A 21,600-nucleotide genomic window follows, 5' to 3' on the forward strand; every position below is an offset into this window, starting at 1 on the left:
GATGACGATTCCCACCTCGAGCATCGACCAGGTCATCCCGGAGGGCGCGATGGCGCAGCCGGATGCCCGCCCGACCAAGGCCAAGCGCCGCAAATTCCGGTTCATGGCCAACGCCAAGGCGGCCACCGGCCTGATCATCCTCGGCATCTATCTGCTGTTCGCGGTCATCGGGCCGTGGATCGCGCCGTTCGACCCGAACAAGCGCGGCAAGGACCTGGTGGCGCCGCCCTCCGGCGAGCACTGGCTGGGCACCACCCACCTCGGCCAGGACGTGCTCAGCCAGCTGCTGGTCGGCACCCGCGGCGTGATGGTGGTCGGCCTGACCGCCGGCATCGCGGCGACCATCCTCTCGGTCATCGTCGGCGTCACGGCCGGCTATCTGGGCGGCGGCTGGGACGACACGCTCTCCGCGCTGTCCAACGTGTTCCTGGTGATCCCGGCGCTGCCGCTGATCATCATCGTGGCCTCGACCTTCGAGAACGCGGGCTCCACCATCGTCGCGCTGACCATCGGCCTGACGTCGTGGGCGTGGGGCGCGCGGGTGCTCCGGGCGCAGACCCTCTCGCTGCGCAGACGCGACTACGTCGAAGCGGCCCGGGCGTCCGGCGAGACGACCTGGCGGGTGATCTTCTTCGAGATCCTGCCCAACCTGACCGCGATCATCGCCTCCGGTTTCGTCGGCACCGTGATCTTCGCGGTCGGCACCGAGATCACGCTGGCCTTCATCGGCATCGGCGGCATCTCCAACTGGAACTGGGGCGAGATCCTGTTCTGGGCGCAGAGCCAGCAGGCCCTGCAGCAGGGCGCGTGGTGGTGGTTCGTGCCGGCCGGTCTGGCCATCGCGTTCCTCGGCACGTCCCTGTCGCTGATCAACTTCGGCATCGACGAGTTCGTCAGCCCGCGACTGCGCAGCGCCGGCAAAACCAAGATCAAGACCGCCTCCGGCCACACGGTACGCATGCGCGTCGGCTTCACGCCCGTCCTGGACAACTCGGCCGCCCCGCACACGCACGCGCGGCCGCTGCCGATCAACCTGAACGGGGCCACCCCGGTGCACCGGAAGGAGACCACCCCGTGAACGAGCCGGTGCTCGAGATCCGCAACCTGAACGTCGACTACGGCCTGGGCGACCAGGCGGTGCACGCGGTCCGCGACGTGAACCTGACCCTGCACCGCGGCGAGGTGCTCGGCCTGGCCGGCGAGTCCGGCTCCGGCAAGTCCACCCTGGCGTACGGGCTCACCCGCCTGCTCGCGCCCCCCGGCGTGATCACCGGCGGCGAGGTCGTCTACCACCCGGAGAAGGGCGAGGCGTACGACGTGCTGGGCCTCTCCGACTCAGGGCTGCGGGCGTTCCGCTGGGCCGAGACGGCGATCGTGTTCCAGGGCGCGATGAACTCGCTCAACCCGGTGCACAAGATCTCCACCCAGCTGAACGACGTGCTGCAGGCGCACGAGCCGAAGATGTCGACGCACAGCCGGGCCGCCCGCTGCCGGGAGATGCTCAAGCTGGTCGGCATCTCGCCGGACCGGATGGAGGCCTACCCGCATCAGCTCTCCGGCGGCATGCGGCAGCGCGTGATGATCGGCATGGCGCTGATCCTGCAGCCGCAGGTGGTCATCATGGACGAGCCGACCACCGCGCTCGACGTGGTGATGCAGCGGCAGATCCTGGGCCAGCTGATCGAGCTGCGCGAGCGGCTGGGCTTCTCGGTCATCTTCATCACCCACGACCTGTCGCTGCTGGTCGAGTTCTCCAACCGGATCGCCATCATGTACGGCGGCCGGATCGTCGAGGAGGCGCAGGCCGCCTCGCTCTACCGGGACTCGCTGCACCCGTACAGCGCCGGGCTGCTGGGCTCCTTCCCGGCGCTGCGCGGGCCCCGGCGCGAGCTGTCCGGGATCCCGGGCTCACCGCCGGACCTCAAGGGCATGCCGACCGGCTGCTCGTTCCACCCGCGTTGCCCCAAGGCCTTCGAGCCGTGCGCGGAGCACATCCCCGTCCTCGGTCGGCCGGACACTCCGGACGGCGGCACCCGCACGGTCGCGTGCTGGCTGCACCCCGTGAAGGAGCCGGTCGGCGCCCCCCACGCCGGCATCACCACTAGTGGAGACCGATGAACCCCACCGCCATCCCCGAACTTCTCGTCCCCGCCGTGAAGTTCCCGACCTCGTTCCAGTGGGGCGTCGCGACGTCCTCCTATCAGATCGAGGGCGCCGTCGCCGAGGACGGCCGCACACCGTCCATCTGGGACACGTTCTGCCGCAAGCCCGGCGCCGTGCACGATGCCGACAACGGTGACGTCGCGTGCGACCACTACCACCGGATGCCGCAGGACGTGGCGCTGATCAAGAGCCTGGGCGTGGACGCGTACCGGTTCTCGGTGGCCTGGCCCCGGGTGCAGCCCGGCGGCTGCGGCCCGGCGAACGCGGCCGGCCTGGGTTTCTACGACCGGCTGGTGGACGAGCTGCTCAGCAACGGGATCGACCCGTGGGTCACGCTCTACCACTGGGACCTGCCGCAGGAGCTCGAGGACGCCGGCGGCTGGCCCAACCGGGACACCGCCTACCGGTTCGCCGACTACGCGATGATGGTGTTCGACAAGCTTGCCGACCGGGTGGAGACCTTCACCACGCTGAACGAGCCGTGGTGCTCGGCCTGGCTGGGCTACGAGGTCGGCGTGCACGCGCCGGGCCGGCAGAACTTCGACGACGCCATCAAGGCGGTGCACCACCTGCTGCTCGGGCACGGCCTGGCGACCCAGCGGATGCGGGCCGCCGCGCAGCGGGAGCACAAGTTCGGCATCACGCTCAACATGGGCACCGCCGACCCGGCCGCCGACACCCAGGAGGACCGCGACGCGGCTCGCCGCGCCGACGGGATGGGCCTGCGGATCTACCTGGATCCGTTGCGCTACGGGCGATACCCCGACGACATGGTGGCCGATCTGGCCGATCGCGGCGCCGCGTTCCCGGTCGTGGACGGCGACCTCGAGGTGATCGCGACGCCGTTCGAGGTGCTCGGCGTGAACTTCTACTTCGGGCAGGACTTCAGCGGCGTCGACGAGCAGGGCCGCACCCGCGACGACGACGGGCACCCGGTGGTGCGGCAGGTGCTGCCGGACACCGCGCGCACGGCGATGGACTGGCCGATCACCCCGGAGCGGTTCACCCAGCTGCTGGTCCGGCTGCACCGCGACTACCCGGGGCTGCCGATGGTGGTCACCGAGAACGGCGCCGCGTTCGACGACGTGGCGGACGACGACGGCAACGTGGCGGACGACGACCGCACGGCCTATCTGGCCGACCACATCGCGGCCGTGGCCGACGCGCGGTCGCAGGGCGCCGACATCCGCGGATACTTCGCGTGGTCCCTGATGGACAACTTCGAATGGGCCTACGGGTACGCGAAGCGGTTCGGCATCGTGCACGTGGACTACGAGACGCAGACCCGCACCCCGAAGCAGAGCGCGCTCTGGTATCGGGACGCGATCGGCCGCTTCAAGGGCGGCCCGCAAGCCTGATTCACGGGGGAACGAAAGAGGCCGCGTCCTGTCGCCGGACGCGGCCTCTTTCATTTATCTTCATTAATCTGTTAAGCGGGTTTACTATCACCGGGTGAGACACTCATCCCCGCATCTTGTCGCCGCGGCCGTGCTCGCCGTGGCCGCCACCGTCTTCCCCACTTCGCCGGCGCTCGCCGCCGGCGAACAGGTCTCGGTCGTCCTCACCACCACTTCGGACTCGGCCGGCCGCACCGTCACCCGCGGCCTGCAGGCTCAGCCGCCGATCGCGTTCGCGTCCTCCAGCGCGGCCGCCCCGACCACCATCACGGTCAACGAGAACACCCGCTACCAGACCTTCCAGGGCGGCGGCGCCTCGATCACCGACACCACCGCACACCTGCTGCGCGGCGGCCCGATCAGCGCGGCCACCCGCGACGCCACGATGCGCAAGCTCTTCTCCCCCACCGACGGCATCGGGCTCTCCTTCGTGCGCAACCCGATCGGCGCCTCCGACCTCTCCCGGCCGGGCAACGTGTCGCTCGACGACACCTGCTGCAACCTGAACGACTTCGGCGCCAACGGCTACGACACCAACGTGCGGCTGCTCACCCAGCAGGCCAAGGGATTGAACCCGGCGCTGCGGGTGAAGGGCGTGCCGTGGAGCGCGCCGGGCTGGATGAAGGACAACGGCCGGATGGACCAGATGGGCTGGCTCAAGGCCGAGTACTACCCGATGTACGCGCAGTACCTGGTGAAATACGTCCAGTCCTATCAGGCGGCCGGGATCCCGGTGGACTACGTGTCGGTGCAGAACGAGCCGAACTGCTGCCACGCGGACAACCCGCCGGCGCAGACCTATCCGGGGATGAACTGGAATCCGGCCGGACTCGCCGAGTTCACGAAGAACCACGTCTATCCCGCCTTCCGCGCGGCCGGGATCAGCACCAAGGTGCTCGTGCACGACTGGAACTACGGCGACTACGCGAACTTCGGCTCCGGGGTGCTGAACGACGCCGGCGTGCGCAACGATCCGCTCTTCGGTGGCATCGCGTGGCACGGTTACTTCGGCGACCCGGCGGTCGGCACCCAGGTGCACAACCAGTATCCGTCGGTGCCGCAGTTCTCCACCGAGCACAGTGGCGGCGAGTGGATCCCCAATCAGCACAACGAGGACCTGACCGACATCATCTCGTACGCGCGAAACTTCAGCGGCAGCCTGGTGAAGTGGAGCCTGGCCGTGGACCAGGCCGGCGGCCCGCACAACGGCGGCTGCGGCACCTGCACCGGCCTGATCACCGTGCAAAACGGCGGATCGCGGGCCGGGCAGGTGGACTACACGGTCGAGTACTACACCACCGGGCACCTCACCAAGTTCGTGAAGCCCGGCGCCCAGCGCATCGAGTCGAACGACGGCTCGGCGGTGCGGAACGTGGCCTGGCGCAACCCGGACGGCTCCAAGGCGCTGATCGCGCACAACGCCGGCACGTCGGCCCAGGCGGTCAAGGTCAACTGGGGGAACCAGTCGTTCACGTACACCCTGCCGGCGCGTACGACGGCGACCTTCGCCTGGAATGGCACCGCTCCGCCGCCGGCCACCCGCACCGGGCAGATCGTCAGCGCGGCCAACGGCAAATGCCTGGACGTAACCGGCGGCTCGACCGCGGACGGCACGCTGCCGCAGATGTGGACCTGCTATGCCGGATCGGCGAACCAGACCTGGACGGTGTCCTCCGACGGCACCGTGCGCGCCCTCGGCAAGTGCCTCGACGTGCAGAACGGCGGCACCGGCGACGGCGCGGTCGTGCACCTGTGGACGTGCTATCCCGGGCTGGCCAGCCAGACCTGGACGGTGACCGCCGGGCGTGACCTGGTGAACGCGGGCGCGAACAAGTGCCTCGACATCACGAACAACAACCAGTCGGACGGCGCCAAGCTGCAGATCTGGTCCTGCACCGGCGCCGCCAACCAGAAGTGGACGGTGCCCTAGGGCGACTTACGCCGCGCGCCGGCGGTGGCGGGCATGCCGCCGTCGGTGAGCAGGCGGGCGATCGGCAGGGTGGCCGCGCCCATCGCGACCGCGTCCGGACCGAGCTGGCAGACGTCGATGCGGGTCTTCTCAAAGGGATGGCGCAGGGCGTAGCGGGACGTTGCGCGGCGAATGTCCGGAAGAAAGCGCTCTCCCAGCGCCACGCCGATCGGGCCGCCGAGCACGATGCGGTCCGGGCTGAACAGGTTGACCAGCCCGGCCACCCCGGCGCCCAGATAACCGACCGTCTCCGCGATGACCGCCTCGTCCACCGGCCCGGTCAGCACCCGGGCCAGCGACCGCGGTTCCACGTCGACGCCGAGCCGCGCGGTGATCGCGTCCGCCCCGATATATGCCTCGAGGCAGCCCTTCGCCCCGCACCGGCAGGGAGCGCCGTCATAGACCAGCGTGGTGTGTCCCCACTCCCCCGCGCCGGCCTCCGCGCCACTGCCGGTGACCACCGCCGCGCCGACGCCACGGCCGATCATCACCACCACGGCACGCCGGGCGCCGCGGCCCGCGCCGAACCACATCTCCGCCTGGGCCACCGTGTTCGCGCCGTTCGCCACGAACACCGGCACCTCGGTGGCGGCCCGCAGCATCTCGGTCAGCGGCACCCCGTCCCACCCGGTGGTCTGCGAGAACACCACGCCGCCGCGGTCCACCACGCCGGCCACGCCGATGCCGTAACCCAGCACCTCGGCCACGCCGACGCCCGCCTCCGCGGTCACCGCCCCCAGGCCGTCGAGCAGCAGCGTCGCCGCGCCCTCGTGGTCGGAGGGGTCGCGCAGGTCGTAGCTCGCCGCGCCGAGGCGGGACATCGCCAGGTCGTACAGCTCCACCAGCACCCGCGACTCGCCCACGTCGGCGCCCACCACATAGCCGAAACCGGGCGCGACCCGCAGCAGCGCGCGCGGCCGGCCGCCGTCCGAACCGACCAGCCCGGCCTCCTCGACCAGGCCCTCCTCGATCATCTCGCCGACCAGGTTGCTGACGCTCGCCTGGCTCAGCGCGGTGGTGTCGCCGAGCTGCTGCCGGCTCTGCCGGCCGCCGTGGAACAGATCGGTCAGCAGGCTGGCACGATTCGCCCTTCGCACGTCCCTGACCGTCGTCCGCCTGCGCTCCACGGGCACCATCTAACGCTATGACCATGGACGTTGTCTTCCGGGTAGGTTGCTGCCGTGAGCTACCAGGACCTGAACCGGGCGAACTGGGACGACCGGGCGGACGCCCACGCGGCCTCGGGCGACTACAACGTGGCGGCTTTCGCGGACCCGGCGCACCTGAGCGACGTGGTGCGCTTCGATCTGCCGCTGCTCGGCGACATCCGCGGGATGCGCGGCGTGCACCTGCAATGCCACATCGGCACCGACACGATCTCGCTGGCCCGGCTCGGCGCCACCATGACCGGACTGGACTTCTCGCCGAAGTCGCTGGCCCAGGCCCGCCGCCTGGCGGAGCTCTCCGGCGACCCGGTCGACTTCGTCGAATCAGAGGTGTACGCGGCCCCGGATGCGCTCGGCCGCGCATCCTTCGATCTGGTCTTCACCGGCATCGGCGCGCTGTGCTGGCTGCCCGACATCAAGCGCTGGGCGCGCACGGTGGCGGCGCTGCTCAAGCCCGGCGGCCGGTTCTTCATGCGTGAGGGGCACCCGGTGCTGTGGAGCCTCGAGCAGGGCCGCCAAGACGACCTGCTGGTGATCCAGCTGCCCTATTTCGAGCAGCCCGAGCCGCTGGTCTGGGACGAGGGCGGGACGTATGTGGACACCGACGCCGAGTTCCAGCACAACGTCACGCACGAGTGGAACCACGGGATCGGCGAGATCCTGACCGCGCTGCTCGAAGCCGGTCTGACGATCACCGGTCTGGTCGAGCATCAGAGCGTGCCGTGGCCCGGGCTGCCCGGCAAGATGCGCGCGCTACCCGGCGGGGAGCAGCAGGTCGCGGTCGGGCCGGAGCGGTTGCCGCACACGTATACGTTGCAGGCGGTGCGCGACGCCGTTTAGAGATCGACCCGATCGGGGTATCTGCGGAGCCACCCCACAACCCTGCTCGAGGAGATCGCGATGCGCTTCGGATCGATCGGCGGCTTGATCGTCCTTATCTGGCTCGTGCTGGGCGGCGTTGCCGCGTACGAGCGTGGTTATTTCTCCGACACCGGCGACGCGAGCTGCGCCGAGGCCGGGACGGTGATCGTCACGGTGGTCGCCGGCCCGCTCAACTGGCTCGGCGTCAACCCGAAGATCTCCTGCGACATCGACGTGCCGGAACCCAGCAACTGAGGCATTCCGAAAGCCGTCGCTCCGGCTCAGGCGGTCCGGCCGCCGTCGGGGCGGCGGCCGGTGCGACGGCCTCGCGGGCGGGGACGAGCGGCCGGGCGATCCGGACGGGGACGGTCCGGGCGGGGACGCGGAGCATCGGAGCGGTGGGGCGGCACGGGCCCACGCTAATCAGGCGGGCAGATCAAGAGCTGCGCTTAAGCCAGACCTAAGCTGAATTTGTGAGTCCACTGCGGATGGAGACCCACCGGCTGAGGCTGCGCCCGTGGGAGCCCGGCGACCTCGAGGACTACGCCCGCATCTTCGCCAAACCCGGCGCGCTGGCGTTCCAGATGGACCGCGGACTGACCCGCGCCGAGGCCCGGCAGTTCCTCCGTTTCCACCTCGATGCCTGGACCAGGCACCCGTTCGGCGCGTGGGCGCTCATCCCCAAGGACACCGGCCGTCCGATCGGCTGGGTGTCGCTGGAGACCACCGAATCCTTCCCGCAGGCGCCGCCGGGCGTGCAGATCGGCTGGCGGCTCGACCCCGACGAGTGGGGCAAGGGCTTCGCCACCGAGGGAGCCCGGGCCGTCCTCGCCTACGGCTTCGACGTCCTCCGGCTTCCCGAGATCTGGGTACTTTTCCACAGCGACAACACGCCATCGGCCCGGGTGGCCGCCAAGCTGGGCGCCGTCCCGCACGGCAGCGTCACCGACGAGTCCGGAGCCCACCTGCGCGAGGTCCACGTGATCCGACCACGAAATATCGGTCCGGCGTCCGGCGGCCCACCCCGGCGCTGATCTCCACCTCTTCCAGGCCGCAGTCGCGCAGCAGCTCGCGCAGTTCGGGCTCGGTCCACGGCCGCATGGTGAACCGGCAGCGGGACGTGCGGGCGTCGAGTTCGTACTCCTCCTCGACGTGCAGGAGGCCAGCGGACCAGGTGGTGCGGGCACGGAAGGTGAGCCGCCGGCCGCCGGCGAGGTCGACCGACGTGGACCGTGCGGTGCCGTCCGCCCGGCGCCGGGAGCCGTCCTGCTCGCGGACGTCGAGAAACAACAGGCCGCCCGGCTTGAGACTGCCGGCCAGCGAGAGCATCGCCGACCTGCGGTCGTCGTCGGTGGTCAGATCGTTGAGTACGCCGCGGCAGGTCACCGCGTCGTGGACCGGTTGCACGTCCATGGCGCAGAGGTCGGCGAGCCTGGTGCGCGATGACGGGCAGCGGGCGGCGGCCAGCTCGAGCAGCTCCGCGGAGGCGTCGACCAGATCCACGCGGTGCCCGAGGGCGATCAGGCCGGCGGCGTGCCGTCCGGTGCCGCAGCCGGCGTCCAGGACGTAAGAGGCCCGCGCCAGCCGGTCGTCCACCGCGGTCACCCAGGGCCCGATCGGATCCGTGATCAGCAGGTCGTATGCGTCGGCATGCGCCGCATAAAAGGGCCGCGACTCCACCGGACGACCCTAGCGTGGATACCATCCGCGGATGGATGCCTTGAAGCCGCTGGTGCTGCCCGTTGAATTTCGTGCCGCCGAGCGACGGGACGCCGTGGACCTCTATCCGCCGGATGACGTTGCGCGGCCGGGGCCCGCGGTCCTGCTCGTCCACGGTGGACCGCTGCCGGCCGAGGTGCGCCCGACGCCGCGTGACTGGCCGCAATACCGGGGCTACGGGTCACTGATCGCCGCGCGGGGCGTGTTCGCCGCGACCGTCGATCACCGCTTGCACAGTCCGGCCGCGTACCCGACGGCCGAAGGTGATGTGCGGGCCGCGATCGAGGCGCTCCGCGCCGATCCGCGCGTGGACGGCGATCGGATCGCGTTGTGGTTCTTCTCCGGTGGCGGGCTGCTGTCCACGGCATGGCTGCGCGAGCCCCCGGCGTGGCTGCGGTGCCTGGCGCTGACCTATCCGCTGGTGGCGCCGGTGGAGGGCTGGGACGTCGACCCGCGGTTCCGGCCGGTCGAGGCGGTGGCCGGCGCCGGCGACCTGCCGATCGTGCTGACCCGCGTGGGCCTGGAACGGCCGGACGTCGCCGAGGGGGTCGCGCGCTTCGTGGACGCCGCCGCGAAGGCACGCCTGGAGATCATCGACGTGCCGCAGGGGCACCACGCGTTCGACATTCTGGACGACGACGACGCCTCCCGGGCCGCGATCACCCGAGCCCTGGACGCCGTGCTGCAGACACTGGCCTGACGGAAACTCCCGGGTGCGGGTCGTCTCCCGGATACTGCCCGGGTGATCAGGTTTCGTTTCGAACTCACGCCGGTGGACGCCGTCGCGCCGTGGGGCGGTGAGCGGCCCGCGCTGCACTGGTTCGGGCTCACCGACGGGTGCTATTGGATCGAGGCCGGCGGACACGAGTTCCTGCGCCGCACCCGGGCGGACCGGACGGGCGCGGCAATCGACTACTACCTGGCCCGGTTGTGGGAGGACGTCAACGACATCACCCCGTCGGTGCTGGAACCGGTGCCCGAAGACCTGGAGGAGTTCATCGCCACCGACCCGGAGCGGTGGGTGTGCGACCCGGTCGAGTTCTTCCCCGACAAGGACCCCGACACGCCCGAGCATCCGGTGATCACGGCGTCGAACTGGCGCAGCGACCGCTATCTGGACTTCGGCTACGTGCGCAACGCGCCGGACGTGCGGCTCTGGCGCACGACCCGCGACGAGGTCGTCCTGGACTGGCGGCATCGCGACGACGGCGGGATCGGTTTCACGGCGGGCCCGGCGGTGCGGGTCAGCTTCCCCGCGGCCGAATATCTCGACGCCGTGCACACCCTCGACCGGGAGCTGATGACCGCGATGCGGCAGCGGGTCGAGGAACTGGCACGCCGGGGCGGTCTCCCCGGCGTCGACCTCGACGTCGCCGCGTTGCGCCGCGAACACGAGGACCGCGAGAAGTGGCAGGCCAGAAGACTGGAACACCGGCCGAGAACCGATTGGAGCATGGTGCGAGCGGGTGCCCATCGCCTCCTCGGCCATTGACCCCGCCGATAGCTTTACAACTGTTTAGTCAGCGCCTAGGTTTACGGCTGTATAGCGAAGCCGGAGCATCTGGGGGCCACCATGACCGTCTCTGCCACCGAGGTCGTCCTTCCGGGGCTCGTGGGGCCCGACGGCTTCCAGATCCGCCGCCGGGCCGTGTCCGCCCCCGCATCGGGCCAGGTGCTGGTGACGGTGGAGGCCACCGGCATCTCGTTCGCCGAGCACGCCATGCGTCTGGGCCGCTATCCCGGTCAGCCGAAATTCCCGTTCGTGCCCGGCTACGACCTGGTCGGCACCGTGACCGCCGCGGGCGCCGGCGTGCCCGAAGCCCTGGTCGGCCGGCGGGTGGCCGCCGTCACCAAGACCGGCGGCTGGTCCACCCACGCCCTGCTCAAAGCCGTCGATGTGACCCCCGTCCCGGCGGGCCTGGACCCGGCCGAGGCCGAAGCCGTCGTGGTCAACGGGCTGACCGCGCACCAGATGCTGCACCGCAAGGCCCGGGTGCGCCCGGGCCGGACGATCCTGGTGCACGGCGCCAACGGCGGCGTGGGCACCACCCTGGTGCAACTGGCCCGGCACGCCGGGGCGAAGGTCATCGGCACCTCGTCGCCCCGCCACCACGACGCCCTGCGGGAGCTGGGCGTCCTGCCCCTGGATTACCAGGATCCGGACCTGGCGGCCCGGGCACGCGAGATCGCCCCGGCGGGCGTGGACGCGGTGTTCGACCACATCGGCGGCAAGAGCATCGCCCGCTCCTGGTCGATGCTGGCCAAGAACGGCACGCTGGTCAGCTATGCCATGCTCAAGGACACCGGCCCGATGATCCCGGCGTTCGTGGCGTTGCTGGCCCAGCTGTCCTGGCTGAACACCATGCCGAACGGCCGCCGGGCCGGCTTCTACGACGTGTGGGGCGGCCGCCTCCTGCACCCGGCCCGTTTCCGCGCCCAGCGACGAGAAGACCTGTCCAAGGTCTTCGCCCTGGTGACCGAGGGCGTCCTGCACCCGCAGATCGCCGCTCGCCTGCCCCTGACCGAGATCCGCAAGGCAGTGGAGCTGGCCGAGTCCCGAACGATCGTCGGCAAGGTCGTCCTCATCCCCTGACCCGGATCCCGTTGTGCTGAGGTGGAGAACGTGACCACGACCTCGCCCGCGACACCGCCCCGCGGACGCAACGCCCGCGGTGAGGGCGGGCGCCTGCGCGCCGACATCCTCACCGCGGCGGCCGAGCTGCTCGACGAAACCGGCGACGAACAGGCGGTGACGTTGCGCGCGGTCGCCCGGCGGGTGGGCATCACCGCCCCAGCCATCTACGGCCATTTCGCGGACCGCCACGAGATCCTCTTCGCGGTCGTGAGAAGCGCCTTCCAGGAACTCACCGAGACCCTCGCCGCCGCGGCCCAGCCGGCAATCGACCCCACCACGCACCTCATGGCGGTGTGCACCGCATATCTGGACTTCGCGGTCCGCCACCCCCAGCGTTACCGGGTCATGTTCGGCGGCCTCTGGAACGCCCAGCACGCCGTGGACGACGCGGCCATCACGCCCGAAGACGCCACCGGCCTCGGCCGCAACGCCCTCGGCGTGCTCATCACCGCAATGGACGACTGCGTGCGCACCGGGGCGTCCGCCAGCACCGACACGACGACCGACGCGATCGCCCTGTGGCTGGGCCTGCACGGCCTGGCTCACCAGCGCGCCGTCATCCCCGGCTTCCCGTGGCCGCCCGACATAGCCACCCACCTGATCCGTTCCCTGGCCCGCCGAACCACCTGACCAGCGCCCCGACGATCCGACGCAGCCCGACCCCAACGCGGCCCGGCACGACGCGGCCCGACCCAACGCGACCCGGCACAACGCGACCCGGCACAACGCGGCCCCGCGGGCCACCCAGCACGGCCCGGCCCGGCCCGTTCAGGGCCGGATGGCGCCCGGCGGGTGGGTCAGCCTCGTTCGATCTGGTGGCCGATGATCTGCGGGCCCATGAGGACCGCCTCGCCCGAGCCGTCCCGCCGCTCGTCCACGCCGGGCAACTCGACCGGGTCGCCGTTCGCGCCCGCGCCCACCGGGCGCGGACCCACCCAGGCCACGGCCAGGCGCGTCTCGCCCTTGAGGAAACGCTGTGCTCGCACGCCGCCGGTCGCCCGGCCCTTCGCCGGGTAGACCCGGAACGGAGTCACCTTCACCTGCGTGCCGGTGGAGGTCACCACCATCGGCTCGCCGTGTTCGGTGTCGGTGGTGTTGATGACGTGGAAGGTCAGGACCTCGGCGTCGGCGGTCAGATTGACCCCCGCCATGCCGCCGCCCTTCAGTCCCTGCGGGCGCACCAGCTTGGCCGGGAAGCGCAGCAGCGACGCGTCCGACGTGACGAAGACCAGGGACTCCGTGCCACCGGCGAGCCAGGTGGCCTGCAGCACCTCGTCGCCGTCTTTGAGGCTGATCACCTCGAACTCGTCGGAACGCACCGGCCACTCGGGGGCGCAGACCTTGACCACGCCCTGCTTGGTGCCGAGCGCCAGACCCGGCGAGCCGGCCGGACCGCCGAGCGGGGCCAGGCCCACCACGCGCTCGCCCTTTTCCAGCGGGATCAGCTCGGACACCGACATGCCGCCGCGGATCGACACCGTGCCGGTCTGCTCGGGCAGCACCGGCAGCGGCAGCACGTCCACCTTGAACGCCCGGCCCCGGCTGGTCACCAGCAGCACGCGGCCGCGGGCCGTGGAGTGCACGACCGCTCGTACCGCATCGTGTTTGACCCGGCCCGAGCGCCGCCGCCCCTCGGTGGCCTCCTCGCTCTCCGCCGCGGTCCGGGCGATCAGCCCGGTCGCCGACAGGATCACCTGGCACGGGTCGTCGGCGACCTCGAGCGGGCCGGCCGGCGCCGACGCGGCCAGCACCTCCTTGAGGTCGCCGTCGATCAGCGTGGTGCGCCGCGGCTGGCCGAACTCGGACGCCACCGCGGCCAGTTCGTCCGAGACCACCTGCTTGAGGACGCCCTCGTCGTCCAGGATGCGGCTCAGCTCGGCGATCTCGGCGCGCAGCCGCTCCTGCTCGGTCTCCAGCTCGATCCGGTCGAACCGGGTCAGGCGCCGCAGCGGGGTGTCCAGGATGTACGTCGCCTGGATGTCGGTCAGGCCGAACTCGCTCATCAGCGACGCCTTGGCCTGGGCCGCGTCGTCGCTGGCCCGGATGATCGCGACCACCCGGTCGATGTCGATCAGGGCGATCAGCAGGCCGTCGACCAGGTGCAGCCGGTCCTGCCGCTTGGTGCGCCGGTGCGTGGTGCGCCGGGTGACCACCTCGTAGCGGTGCTTGAGGAACACCTCGAGCAGTTCCTTGAGCCCGAGGGTCTGCGGCTGCCCGTCCACCAGCACCAGGTTGTTGATGCCGAACGACGACTCCAGCGGCGTCAGGCGGTAGAGGTCGGCCAGCAGCGCCTGCGGGTTGACGCCCACCTTGCACTCGATCACCAGGCGGGTGCCGTGCTCGCGGTCGGTCAGGTCCTTCACGTCCGCGATGCCCTGCAGCCGGGCGGCCTGGCGCTGGCCCTTGCGCGGCCCGGAGACGATCAGCTTGCCCTTCACCTCGTCGGTGATGGCCTCGATGATCTTCTCGGTGCCGACGCCATAAGGCAGCTCGACGACCGTGATCGCCTGCCGGCCGCGACCGCCCTCGAGCAGCCCGGTGGTGGCCTTGGCGCGCATGCGCACCACGCCGCGGCCGGTCTCATAGGCCCGGCGCACCTCGTCGAGCCCCAGCAGCTGCCCGCCGGTCGGCAGGTCGGGCCCGGGCACGAACCGCATGATCTCGTCGAGGTCGGCCTCCGGCACGGTGATCAGGTGCCGTGCGGCCGCGACCACCTCGCCCAGGTTGTGCGGGATCATGTTGGTCGCCATCCCGACCGCGATCCCGGACGTGCCGTTGACCAGCAGGTTGGGAAAGGCGGCGGGCAGAACCTTGGGCTCGACCTCGGAGCCGTCGTAGTTGGGCTTGAAGTCGACAGTGCCCTCGCCCAGCTCACCGACCAGCAGCATCGCCTCACGCGACATCCGTGACTCTGTGTAACGCTCCGCTGCCGGTCCGTCGTCTGGGCTCCCAAAGTTGCCGTGCCCGTCGATCAGTGGGGCGTTCAGGGAGAAGTCCTGGGCCAGGCGGACCAGGGCGTCGTAGATCGCCAGGTTGCCGTGGGGGTGGTAGCGGCCCATCACGTCGCCGACCACCCGGGCCGACTTCACGTAGGGCCGGTCGGGGCGGTGGCCCTGCTCGGTCATCGACCAGAGGATGCGCCGGTGCACCGGCTTGAGGCCGTCGCGCGCGTCCGGCAGCGCGCGCGAGTGGATCACCGAGTACGCGTACTCCAGGTAGGAGTCCTCGACCTCGGTGCTGAGGGAGTTGTCGATGACGCGGGCGCCGGCGTTGTCGAACGCCGACAGGTCCACCCGCTGCGAATCGTTCTTGCGGCGTGCCATGAACGTGTCCCTCTCAGGCGTCGATCGTCTCCTGGTCGATCCGGCCCGCGGCCTCGATCAACCAGTTCTTCCGTGGCTCGACCCGCTCGCCCATCAGCAGTTCGAGCGTGGCCTCGGCGGCCTCCGCGTCGTGCAGCGTGATCCGCCGCACGGTGCGCGTCGCCGGGTTCATCGTGGTGTCCCACAGCTCGTCGGCATCCATCTCGCCGAGGCCCTTGAACCGTGGCACCGGCTTCTGCACCTGCTTGCCGGATCTCTCCAGCCGGGACACCGTGGTCTCCATCTCCTGCTGCGTATACGTATATAGCGTCTCGGAGTTGCGGCCCTTGGTGACCACCTTGTGCAGCGGCGGCATCGCGGCGAACAGCCGGCCCTGCTCGATCACCGGTCGCATGTATTTCGCGAACAGGGTGATCAGCAGCGTGCGGATGTGGGAGCCGTCGACGTCGGCGTCCGCCATGATCATGATGCGGCCGTAACGCAGCGTGGTCAGGTCGAAGGTGCGGCCCGAGCCGGCGCCCAGCACCTGCACGATCGCCGAGCACTCCACGTTGTCCAGCACCTGCTGCAGGCTGGCCTTCTGCACATTGAGGATCTTTCCGCGGATGGGCAGCAGCGCCTGGTATTCGGAGCTGCGGGCCATCCGGGCGGTGCCCAGCGCGCTGTCGCCCTCGACGATGTAGAGCTCGCTGCGGGCGATCCCGGTGCTGCGGCAGTCGACCAGCTTGGGCGGCATCGACGCGCCCTCGAGCGCGGTCTTGCGGCGGGCGGCGTCCTTCTGCTGTTTCTGGGTGAGCCGGACCCGGGCCGCGTCCACCACCTTTTGCAGGACGGTGCGGGCCTCCGACTTGGTGCGCCGGCCGTCCACATATTCCTTCAGGTGCTGCTCGACCAGGCCCTGCAGCACCCGGGTGATGCCCGCGGTGGACAGCTCGTCCTTGGTCTGCGAGGTGAACTGCGGCTCCGGCAGGCGCACGTGGATGACCGCGGTCATGCCCTCGAGGTAGTCGTCGAGGACCGGCGCGTCCTCCTTGGGCCGCAGCAGGCCGCGGGTGTTGCGGACGGCGTCGCCGAGCGCCCGCACCAGGGCCCGCTCGAAGCCCTTGCGGTGGGTGCCGCCGTGCGTGTTGCGGATCGTGTTGGTGAAGCACTCGACGATGCGCTCATAGCCCGTGCCCCAGCGGAACGCGATCTCCACCTCGGCGCGCCGCACGACGTTGGACTGCATCACGCCGTTCTCGTCGGCGGCGTTCTCCTTATATGTCCCCTCACCCGTCACCATCAGGATCTGGGACACCGGCTTGTCGGCCGCCGGGCTGAGGAACTCGACCATGTCGGTGAGCCCGTTGGGGTAGTGGAACGTCTCGGTGACCGGCTCCTCGGCGGTCTCGTCCCGCAGCGTATAAGCCACTCCGGGCACCAGGAACGCCGTGTTGCGCAGCTTGGCGCGGACCGACTCCACGTCCAGCCGCGCGCCGGTCTCGAAGTAGCGGGCGTCGTACCAGTAGCGGATGGAGGTGCCGCCGCGCTCGCCACGCTTCATCTTGCGCACGATGCGCAGCCCGGACTCGGGGGTGAAGCGCGCCTTGGGACCCGGGCCCTCGAAGGAACCGGCCACGCCGCGCTGGAACGAGATCTCGTGGACCTTGCCCTCGCGCTTGACCGTGACGTCGAAGCGCAGCGACAGGGCGTTGACCGCGGACGCGCCGACGCCGTGCAGTCCACCGGAGGTCTTGTAACCCGAGCCGCCGAACTTGCCGCCGGCGTGCAGCCGGGTGAGCACCAGCTCGACGCCGTTCAGACCGCTTTTGGTGTTGATCGCCGTCGGGATGCCCCGGCCGTCGTCGTCGATCTGCACCGATCCGTCGGCGTGCAGGATCACCGAGACGGCCTCGGCATGCCCGCCGACGCCCTCGTCGGTGGCGTTGTCGAGGATCTCGTTGACCAGGTGATTGATGCCGCGGCTGTCGGTGGAACCGATGTACATGCCCGGGCGCTTGCGGACGGCGTCGAGGCCCTCGAGATGGGTGAGGTCGTCGGCGCCGTACAAGATCTCGGGTTGGGCGGTCACGCTTACTCTCCCCGCTGGGCGTGGTGGCTCGGGACGCGGCGAGCCTACCGGGGAGCTACGACGAGATCGGGGAGCCGAGCCGCACCCGGCTACCCAATCCAGCGAACAAGCCGGACAAAAGCAACACGCCGTGACCTAAGACACGTGTACGAGAGGATGCCGTCAGCCGCTGACGTGGCGCAGGACGGCCAGGACCCGGCGATTGTCGCTCTCCGAGGACGGCAGCCCGAGCTTCGCGAAGATGTTCGCCACATGCTTCTCCACCACTCCGGAGGTGATGACGAGGGCCGCCGCGATCCCCGTGTTGGATCGTCCCTCGGCCATCAACGCCAGCACCTCACGTTCCCGCGGCGTCAGCGACCGCACCCCGGTCGTGGCGTGCCCGGCCCGCATCAGATGGCCGACCACCTCCGGATCCAATGCGGTGCCACCGGACGCCACCCGGGTCAGCGCGTCCACGAAGTCGGCGACGTCGGCGACCCGGTCCTTGAGCAGGTATCCGACGCCGGACGGCCGATCGGCGAGCAGGCGGGTCGCGTAGCGGGTCTCCACGGACTGCGAGAACACCAGCACCCCGACGCCGGGATGGTCGCGGCGGATGTCGATCGCGGCGCGCAGCCCCTCGTCGGTGTGCGTCGGTGGCATCCGGACGTCGATGATGGCCACATCCGGCACGGTGGCGTCGATCGCGGACCGCAGCGCCTCCGCGTCGGCCACCGCGGCGCACACCTCGAAGCCGCGGTCGGTGAGCAGCCGGACCAGCCCCTCGCGCATCATCGCCGCGTCCTCCGCGATCACCACCCGCATGTCGTCCTCTCCTTCACAACCGTGTGGGCAGTTCGATCTCGACCCGGGTCGGACCGCCGGCCGGGCTGTGCACCCGCAGCAGGCCGTCCACGACGGCGATGCGGCGGGCCAGGCCGGACAGGCCGGGACCGGCCGGGTCCGCACCGCCGACGCCGTCGTCCTCGACGGTCAGCACGAGACCCGCGCCGGACCCGGCGAGGCCGAGCCCGACACGGGTCGCCCGGCTGTGTTTGGCCGTGTTCGCGAGCAGCTCGGAGGCGCAGAAGTAGGCGATGGTCTCGATCGCGGGCGCCGGGCGGCCGGGCAGTTCGACGTGCACCGCGACCGGGATGGCGCTGCTCGTCGCGAGGGTTGCCAGCGCGTCGCCGAGCCCGTTGTCGAGGACCGGCGGGTGGATTCCGCGCACCAGGTCGCGCAGGTCGGCGAGGGCGTCCTTCGCGCCGCGGTGGGCGAGTGCGACCAGCTCGCGGGCCTGCGCGAGGTCGGGTGGCGGGCCGTCGGCGCCGAGCTTCTCGGTCGCCATGCCGAGGTTCATCGCCAGCGTGGCCAGCCGGATCTGCGCGCCGTCGTGCAGGTCGCGTTCCAGCCGGCGCATCATGGTGGCCGCGTCGTCGATCGCCCGGGCCCGGCTGATCTGCAGCTCGCGGACCCGCTCGGCGAGCCGGCGCGGACCGAGCAGGCGGCGCATCGCGGCCACGTCCAGGGTCGTGCCGGCCCGCATCAGCCACGGTGCGACCAGCAGCATGGCGAGGCCGGCGCCGGCGATCAGGAACGTGCCGGCGAACGTCCGCGTGCCGATGGCGCCGAACGGAGTCAGCGCCCACACCGGCCCGAGGCTGGTGCCCGGCGGGTGATTGCGGAACAGCGGCCACCACACCGGGTAGCTGAGGTTGACCAGACCGAACACATAGCAGAACGCGCCGTAGCCCTCGGGGATGGCCAGCGGCACCTTGAGCAGCGCGTATCCGACGGCGGGCCAGCCCGAGCGGAGTGGTGAGGCGTCCACGTGCTCGTCGAGCAGCCGGTTCGCGAGTGAGCGTTGCACGGCTCCCATCGCCCGCCCGATCGGGCGGGCCAGCACGACCACGAGCGCGATGGTGAGCGGGAAGAGGACCAGGAACACCGGTCCGACGGCGGGTGCGGGCTGGCGTGACAGGGCCCCGGTCGCCCAGAGGATGAGGACGGCCAGGGCCGGCAAGATCGCCGGTACGCTCAAGATCGCCGCCGCACTGACCACGCCGCACACGCAGAACACCGCTCGGCGCAGGGCCATGGCGGTGAACGGGGCGCGCAGCGCGGTCATCGGCCCATTGTCGTCGGTCACGCGTCACGTCGGCGCAGCAGCACACCGCCGCACAGGATCGCCACCGCCGCGTAGCCGCACATCAGCAGGGTGCTGATCCAGGCGGTGAACAGCCCGGGGATGGGCGTGGTCACCGTGATCGAGTTGAGCAGCATCAGCAGCGGGACGAACCGGCCGACCGCGATGCCGCTCTCGCCGAACAGGCCGGCCACGATCATCGGGACGAACATCAGGCCGAACAGCGTGCCGATCGCGGCGCCGGAGTGCCGCATGATCGTCCCGACGCCGACCCCGATCAGCGCGGTGGCGGCCAGATAGACGCCGGTCAGCACGACCGCGCGCAGGACCACCGGGTCGCCGAGGGAGGCGGCCGGGATCGCGGTGCCGCGGATCGCGAGTTGCCCGCTCAGATAGCCGGCGAAGCTTGCGGCCAGGCCGACGGCGAGAGCCACCCCGCCGCACACCGCGGCCTTCGCGGCCAGCACGGTCCGGCGCCGCGGTACGGCGGCCAGCGTCGAGTGAATCATCCCGGTGCCGTATTCGCCGGTCACCAGCAGGACCCCGAGCGCGCCGAGAAGCAGCTGGGCGACGATGGCGCCGCCGAGGCTGTTGTTGAGGATCTGGGCGGCGGTGGCGACCGGGGTGTGCGATCGGTAGCCGAGCCCCACCCCGGCCCCGGCCCCGGCCATCGCGACCACCGCGGCGATCGCCAGCCACCAGGTCGACCGGACACTCGTCAGCTTGATCCGTTCCATCCTTGCCGCGTGCCGGAATCCGTACCCGCTCATCAGGCTGCTCTCGTTCCGCGATAGTCGGTGGCCTGCTCGGTGAGCCGGAAGAACGCGTCCTCCAGGCTGTCGTCGCCGATGGCGAGCTCGGCGACGGTGGTCTCGGCCAGCAGCCGTCCGCGGCCGATCACCACCAGCCGGTCGGCGGTCAGCGCCATCTCGGCGATCAGATGGCTGGACACGAACACCGTCCGGCCCTCGGCGGCGAGTCCGCGCAGCAGGTCCCGGATCCACCGGATGCCCTCCGGGTCCAGTCCGTTGACCGGCTCGTCGAGCAGCAGCACGCCGGGGTCGCCGAGCAGGGCCACCGCGACCCCGAGCCGCTGGCGCATGCCGAGCGAGTAGGTGCCGGCGCGCCGCGTCGCCGCGTCGGACAGCCCGACCATGCTCAGCACCCGCTCGACCCGGGACCCGGGGAGGTCGTTGCTCGCGGCCAGCGCGATCAGGTGCGCCCGGGCGCTGCGGCCGGGATGGAACGCCCCGGCGTCGAGGAGCGCGCCGACCGTCCGCAACGGCCAGTCCAGATCGGGGTATCGGACGCCGCCGATCAGTGCCTCGCCGTGGTCCGGGGCATCCAGGCCGAGGATCATCCGCATCGTCGTCGACTTGCCGGATCCGTTCGGCCCGAGGAAGCCGGTCACCACCCCGGGCTGCACCCGGAAGCTCAGCCCGTCGACCGCGACCTGGTCGCCATATCGTTTCGTCAGTTCACGTAGTTCGATCACACGATCGACGCTAGGCAGTCCCGCCGACGGCCAGAAGCCGGAAATCACCCGGCCGGACCCGGGGGTTATCCGCCCCCACGTGACTTGGCAACGCGCGCCAGAGGTCCAATTGACGCGCCCGGCCGGGCAGCGACACCGGCGGCAGGTCCTGGTAGGCGATGGCGCGGTCGGTCACGTCGCGGGTGGTCTCGCAGACCACGACCGTGTCGTGCGGGGCGTAGGCCTGGAGTTTCGCGGCGAAGCTGACCACCGAGCCGTTGATCATGGCGTGGCCGCCGTCGCGCGCCGCATCCTCGTCCACCATCACGTCCCCGGTCGCGACCCCGGCCCTGGTCCGGACCGTGTGCCGGCCGGCCAGGCGTACCCCGGAAACCGCCTGCTGGATCGCCAGGCCTGCGCGGACCGCCGCCGCGGCGCCCCCCTCCGGGCGCCGCGACGACAGACCGAACACCGCCATCACGGCGTCGCCGACGTACTTCTCGACGATGCCGCCGTGCCGGCGGACCACCGCCGAGACCGTGGTGAAGTAGTCCATCTGCAGCGCGCGCACTTCCGCGCAGTCGAGTTCGTCGACGAGCGTCGTGAAACCGACGATGTCCACGAAGAGGACTGACACGGCTTGCCGGCGCACGCGCACCGCCATGATGGTCATCTCCCACGCTCCCCCTGTTCG

Annotated in this window: 20 protein-coding genes; 11 read left to right on the forward strand and 9 right to left on the reverse strand. The window is 70.8% G+C overall.

All coding sequences use genetic code 11. The features are described from left to right. Position 1 precedes the first annotated feature (1 nt). From ACZ6TI_RS30330 to ACZ6TI_RS30345, 4 genes are all read left to right on the forward strand, one after another. Positions 2 to 1,078 (forward strand): ABC transporter permease, encoded by a 1,077-nt coding sequence (locus ACZ6TI_RS30330; RefSeq protein WP_465348580.1) that lies wholly within the window; start codon positions 2 to 4, stop codon positions 1,076 to 1,078. Beyond that, a complete protein-coding gene (locus ACZ6TI_RS30335; RefSeq protein WP_465348581.1) occupies positions 1,075 to 2,118 on the forward strand; it encodes an ABC transporter ATP-binding protein in 1,044 nt (347 codons plus the stop codon). The genes ACZ6TI_RS30330 and ACZ6TI_RS30335 overlap by 4 nt, the downstream gene beginning before the upstream one ends. Next, entirely contained in the window at positions 2,115 to 3,521 is a 1,407-nt protein-coding gene (locus tag ACZ6TI_RS30340) for a GH1 family beta-glucosidase (RefSeq protein WP_465348582.1), read from the forward strand. Before ACZ6TI_RS30335 ends, ACZ6TI_RS30340 begins: the two co-directional genes overlap by 4 nt. 94 nt (positions 3,522 to 3,615) lie before the next feature. Next, the gene (locus ACZ6TI_RS30345) at positions 3,616 to 5,490 is read left to right on the forward strand and encodes a ricin-type beta-trefoil lectin domain protein (protein WP_465348583.1); all 1,875 of its coding nucleotides are present in this window, start codon (positions 3,616 to 3,618) and stop codon (positions 5,488 to 5,490) included. On the opposite strand, the gene ACZ6TI_RS30350 is transcribed toward ACZ6TI_RS30345, so the two are convergent. Beyond that, positions 5,487 to 6,626, reverse strand: coding sequence for an ROK family protein (locus ACZ6TI_RS30350; RefSeq protein ID WP_465348584.1), 1,140 nt, complete (start codon positions 6,624 to 6,626; stop codon positions 5,487 to 5,489). The genes ACZ6TI_RS30345 and ACZ6TI_RS30350 overlap by 4 nt on opposite strands. A gap of 84 nt (positions 6,627 to 6,710) precedes the next feature. Here ACZ6TI_RS30350 and ACZ6TI_RS30355 point away from each other — a divergent pair, with 84 nt between their 5' ends. The 3 genes from ACZ6TI_RS30355 (at position 6,711) to ACZ6TI_RS30365 (ending at position 8,590) form a co-directional block, all read left to right on the forward strand. Next, the gene (locus ACZ6TI_RS30355) at positions 6,711 to 7,535 is read left to right on the forward strand and encodes a class I SAM-dependent methyltransferase (RefSeq protein ID WP_465348585.1); all 825 of its coding nucleotides are present in this window, start codon (positions 6,711 to 6,713) and stop codon (positions 7,533 to 7,535) included. 60 nt (positions 7,536 to 7,595) lie between these two features. Next, positions 7,596 to 7,811: a hypothetical protein gene (locus tag ACZ6TI_RS30360; RefSeq protein ID WP_465348586.1), complete on the forward strand. Its 216-nt coding sequence runs from the start codon at positions 7,596 to 7,598 to the stop codon at positions 7,809 to 7,811. A 218-nt stretch (positions 7,812 to 8,029) separates the two neighbouring features. After that, a complete protein-coding gene (locus ACZ6TI_RS30365) occupies positions 8,030 to 8,590 on the forward strand; it encodes a GNAT family N-acetyltransferase (protein ID WP_465348587.1) in 561 nt (186 codons plus the stop codon). On the opposite strand, the gene ACZ6TI_RS30370 is transcribed toward ACZ6TI_RS30365, so the two are convergent. Continuing rightward, positions 8,499 to 9,236 (reverse strand): class I SAM-dependent DNA methyltransferase, encoded by a 738-nt coding sequence (locus ACZ6TI_RS30370; protein WP_465348588.1) that lies wholly within the window; start codon positions 9,234 to 9,236, stop codon positions 8,499 to 8,501. The two genes, ACZ6TI_RS30365 and ACZ6TI_RS30370, sit on opposite strands and share 92 nt — an antisense overlap. Positions 9,237 to 9,267: 31 nt before the next feature. Here ACZ6TI_RS30370 and ACZ6TI_RS30375 point away from each other — a divergent pair, with 31 nt between their 5' ends. The 4 genes from ACZ6TI_RS30375 (at position 9,268) to ACZ6TI_RS30390 (ending at position 12,540) form a co-directional block, all read left to right on the forward strand. Continuing rightward, positions 9,268 to 9,975, forward strand: a complete 708-nt coding sequence (locus ACZ6TI_RS30375; protein ID WP_465348589.1) for an alpha/beta hydrolase — start codon at positions 9,268 to 9,270, stop codon at positions 9,973 to 9,975. A gap of 42 nt (positions 9,976 to 10,017) precedes the next feature. After that, the gene (locus ACZ6TI_RS30380; RefSeq protein WP_465348590.1) at positions 10,018 to 10,767 is read left to right on the forward strand and encodes a DUF5984 family protein; all 750 of its coding nucleotides are present in this window, start codon (positions 10,018 to 10,020) and stop codon (positions 10,765 to 10,767) included. An 81-nt stretch (positions 10,768 to 10,848) separates the two neighbouring features. Further along, positions 10,849 to 11,868: a medium chain dehydrogenase/reductase family protein gene (locus ACZ6TI_RS30385; protein ID WP_465348591.1), complete on the forward strand. Its 1,020-nt coding sequence runs from the start codon at positions 10,849 to 10,851 to the stop codon at positions 11,866 to 11,868. Positions 11,869 to 11,898: 30 nt separating this feature from the next. Continuing rightward, on the forward strand, positions 11,899 to 12,540 hold the full coding sequence (locus ACZ6TI_RS30390; RefSeq protein WP_465348592.1) for a TetR/AcrR family transcriptional regulator: 642 nt from the start codon (positions 11,899 to 11,901) through the stop codon (positions 12,538 to 12,540). 167 nt (positions 12,541 to 12,707) lie between these two features. On the opposite strand, the gene ACZ6TI_RS30395 is transcribed toward ACZ6TI_RS30390, so the two are convergent. The 7 genes from ACZ6TI_RS30395 to ACZ6TI_RS30425 all read right to left on the reverse strand — a co-directional run bounded on the left by ACZ6TI_RS30395 (position 12,708) and on the right by ACZ6TI_RS30425 (position 21,579). Further along, positions 12,708 to 15,233, reverse strand: coding sequence for a DNA gyrase/topoisomerase IV subunit A (locus tag ACZ6TI_RS30395; RefSeq protein WP_465348593.1), 2,526 nt, complete (start codon positions 15,231 to 15,233; stop codon positions 12,708 to 12,710). A gap of 13 nt (positions 15,234 to 15,246) precedes the next feature. Next, complete coding sequence (locus tag ACZ6TI_RS30400; protein WP_465348594.1) at positions 15,247 to 17,304, reverse strand: DNA gyrase/topoisomerase IV subunit B; 2,058 nt, start codon at positions 17,302 to 17,304, stop codon at positions 15,247 to 15,249. A 162-nt stretch (positions 17,305 to 17,466) separates the two neighbouring features. Next, positions 17,467 to 18,111, reverse strand: coding sequence for a response regulator transcription factor (locus ACZ6TI_RS30405; RefSeq protein ID WP_465348595.1), 645 nt, complete (start codon positions 18,109 to 18,111; stop codon positions 17,467 to 17,469). Positions 18,112 to 18,124: 13 nt separating this feature from the next. Beyond that, entirely contained in the window at positions 18,125 to 19,414 is a 1,290-nt protein-coding gene (locus ACZ6TI_RS30410; protein WP_465348596.1) for a sensor histidine kinase, read from the reverse strand. A 17-nt stretch (positions 19,415 to 19,431) separates the two neighbouring features. Beyond that, on the reverse strand, positions 19,432 to 20,202 hold the full coding sequence (locus tag ACZ6TI_RS30415; protein ID WP_465348597.1) for an ABC-2 transporter permease: 771 nt from the start codon (positions 20,200 to 20,202) through the stop codon (positions 19,432 to 19,434). Next, entirely contained in the window at positions 20,202 to 20,927 is a 726-nt protein-coding gene (locus tag ACZ6TI_RS30420; RefSeq protein ID WP_465348598.1) for an ABC transporter ATP-binding protein, read from the reverse strand. Before ACZ6TI_RS30420 ends, ACZ6TI_RS30415 begins: the two co-directional genes overlap by 1 nt. Positions 20,928 to 20,937: 10 nt before the next feature. Further along, on the reverse strand, positions 20,938 to 21,579 hold the full coding sequence (locus ACZ6TI_RS30425; RefSeq protein ID WP_465348599.1) for an adenylate/guanylate cyclase domain-containing protein: 642 nt from the start codon (positions 21,577 to 21,579) through the stop codon (positions 20,938 to 20,940). Between the last annotated feature and the right edge of the window lie 21 nt (positions 21,580 to 21,600).

Source organism: Actinoplanes sp. NPDC051388 (assembly GCF_055586225.1).

Excerpts from the sequence above, each read along its gene's own strand:
- ACZ6TI_RS30330 (WP_465348580.1), top strand. The coding sequence starts at position 2 with ATGACGATTCCCACCTCGAGCATCGACCAGGTCATCCCGGAGGGCGCG.
- ACZ6TI_RS30340 (WP_465348582.1), top strand. The coding sequence starts at position 2,115 with ATGAACCCCACCGCCATCCCCGAACTTCTCGTCCCCGCCGTGAAGTTC.
- ACZ6TI_RS30360 (WP_465348586.1), top strand. The coding sequence starts at position 7,596 with ATGCGCTTCGGATCGATCGGCGGCTTGATCGTCCTTATCTGGCTCGTG.
- ACZ6TI_RS30375 (WP_465348589.1), top strand. The coding sequence starts at position 9,268 with ATGGATGCCTTGAAGCCGCTGGTGCTGCCCGTTGAATTTCGTGCCGCC.
- ACZ6TI_RS30385 (WP_465348591.1), top strand. The coding sequence starts at position 10,849 with ATGACCGTCTCTGCCACCGAGGTCGTCCTTCCGGGGCTCGTGGGGCCC.
- ACZ6TI_RS30395 (WP_465348593.1), bottom strand. The coding sequence starts at position 15,233 with ATGGCACGCCGCAAGAACGATTCGCAGCGGGTGGACCTGTCGGCGTTC.
- ACZ6TI_RS30405 (WP_465348595.1), bottom strand. The coding sequence starts at position 18,111 with ATGCGGGTGGTGATCGCGGAGGACGCGGCGATGATGCGCGAGGGGCTG.
- ACZ6TI_RS30410 (WP_465348596.1), bottom strand. The coding sequence starts at position 19,414 with ATGACCGCGCTGCGCGCCCCGTTCACCGCCATGGCCCTGCGCCGAGCG.
- ACZ6TI_RS30415 (WP_465348597.1), bottom strand. The coding sequence starts at position 20,202 with ATGAGCGGGTACGGATTCCGGCACGCGGCAAGGATGGAACGGATCAAG.
- ACZ6TI_RS30425 (WP_465348599.1), bottom strand. The coding sequence starts at position 21,579 with ATGACCATCATGGCGGTGCGCGTGCGCCGGCAAGCCGTGTCAGTCCTC.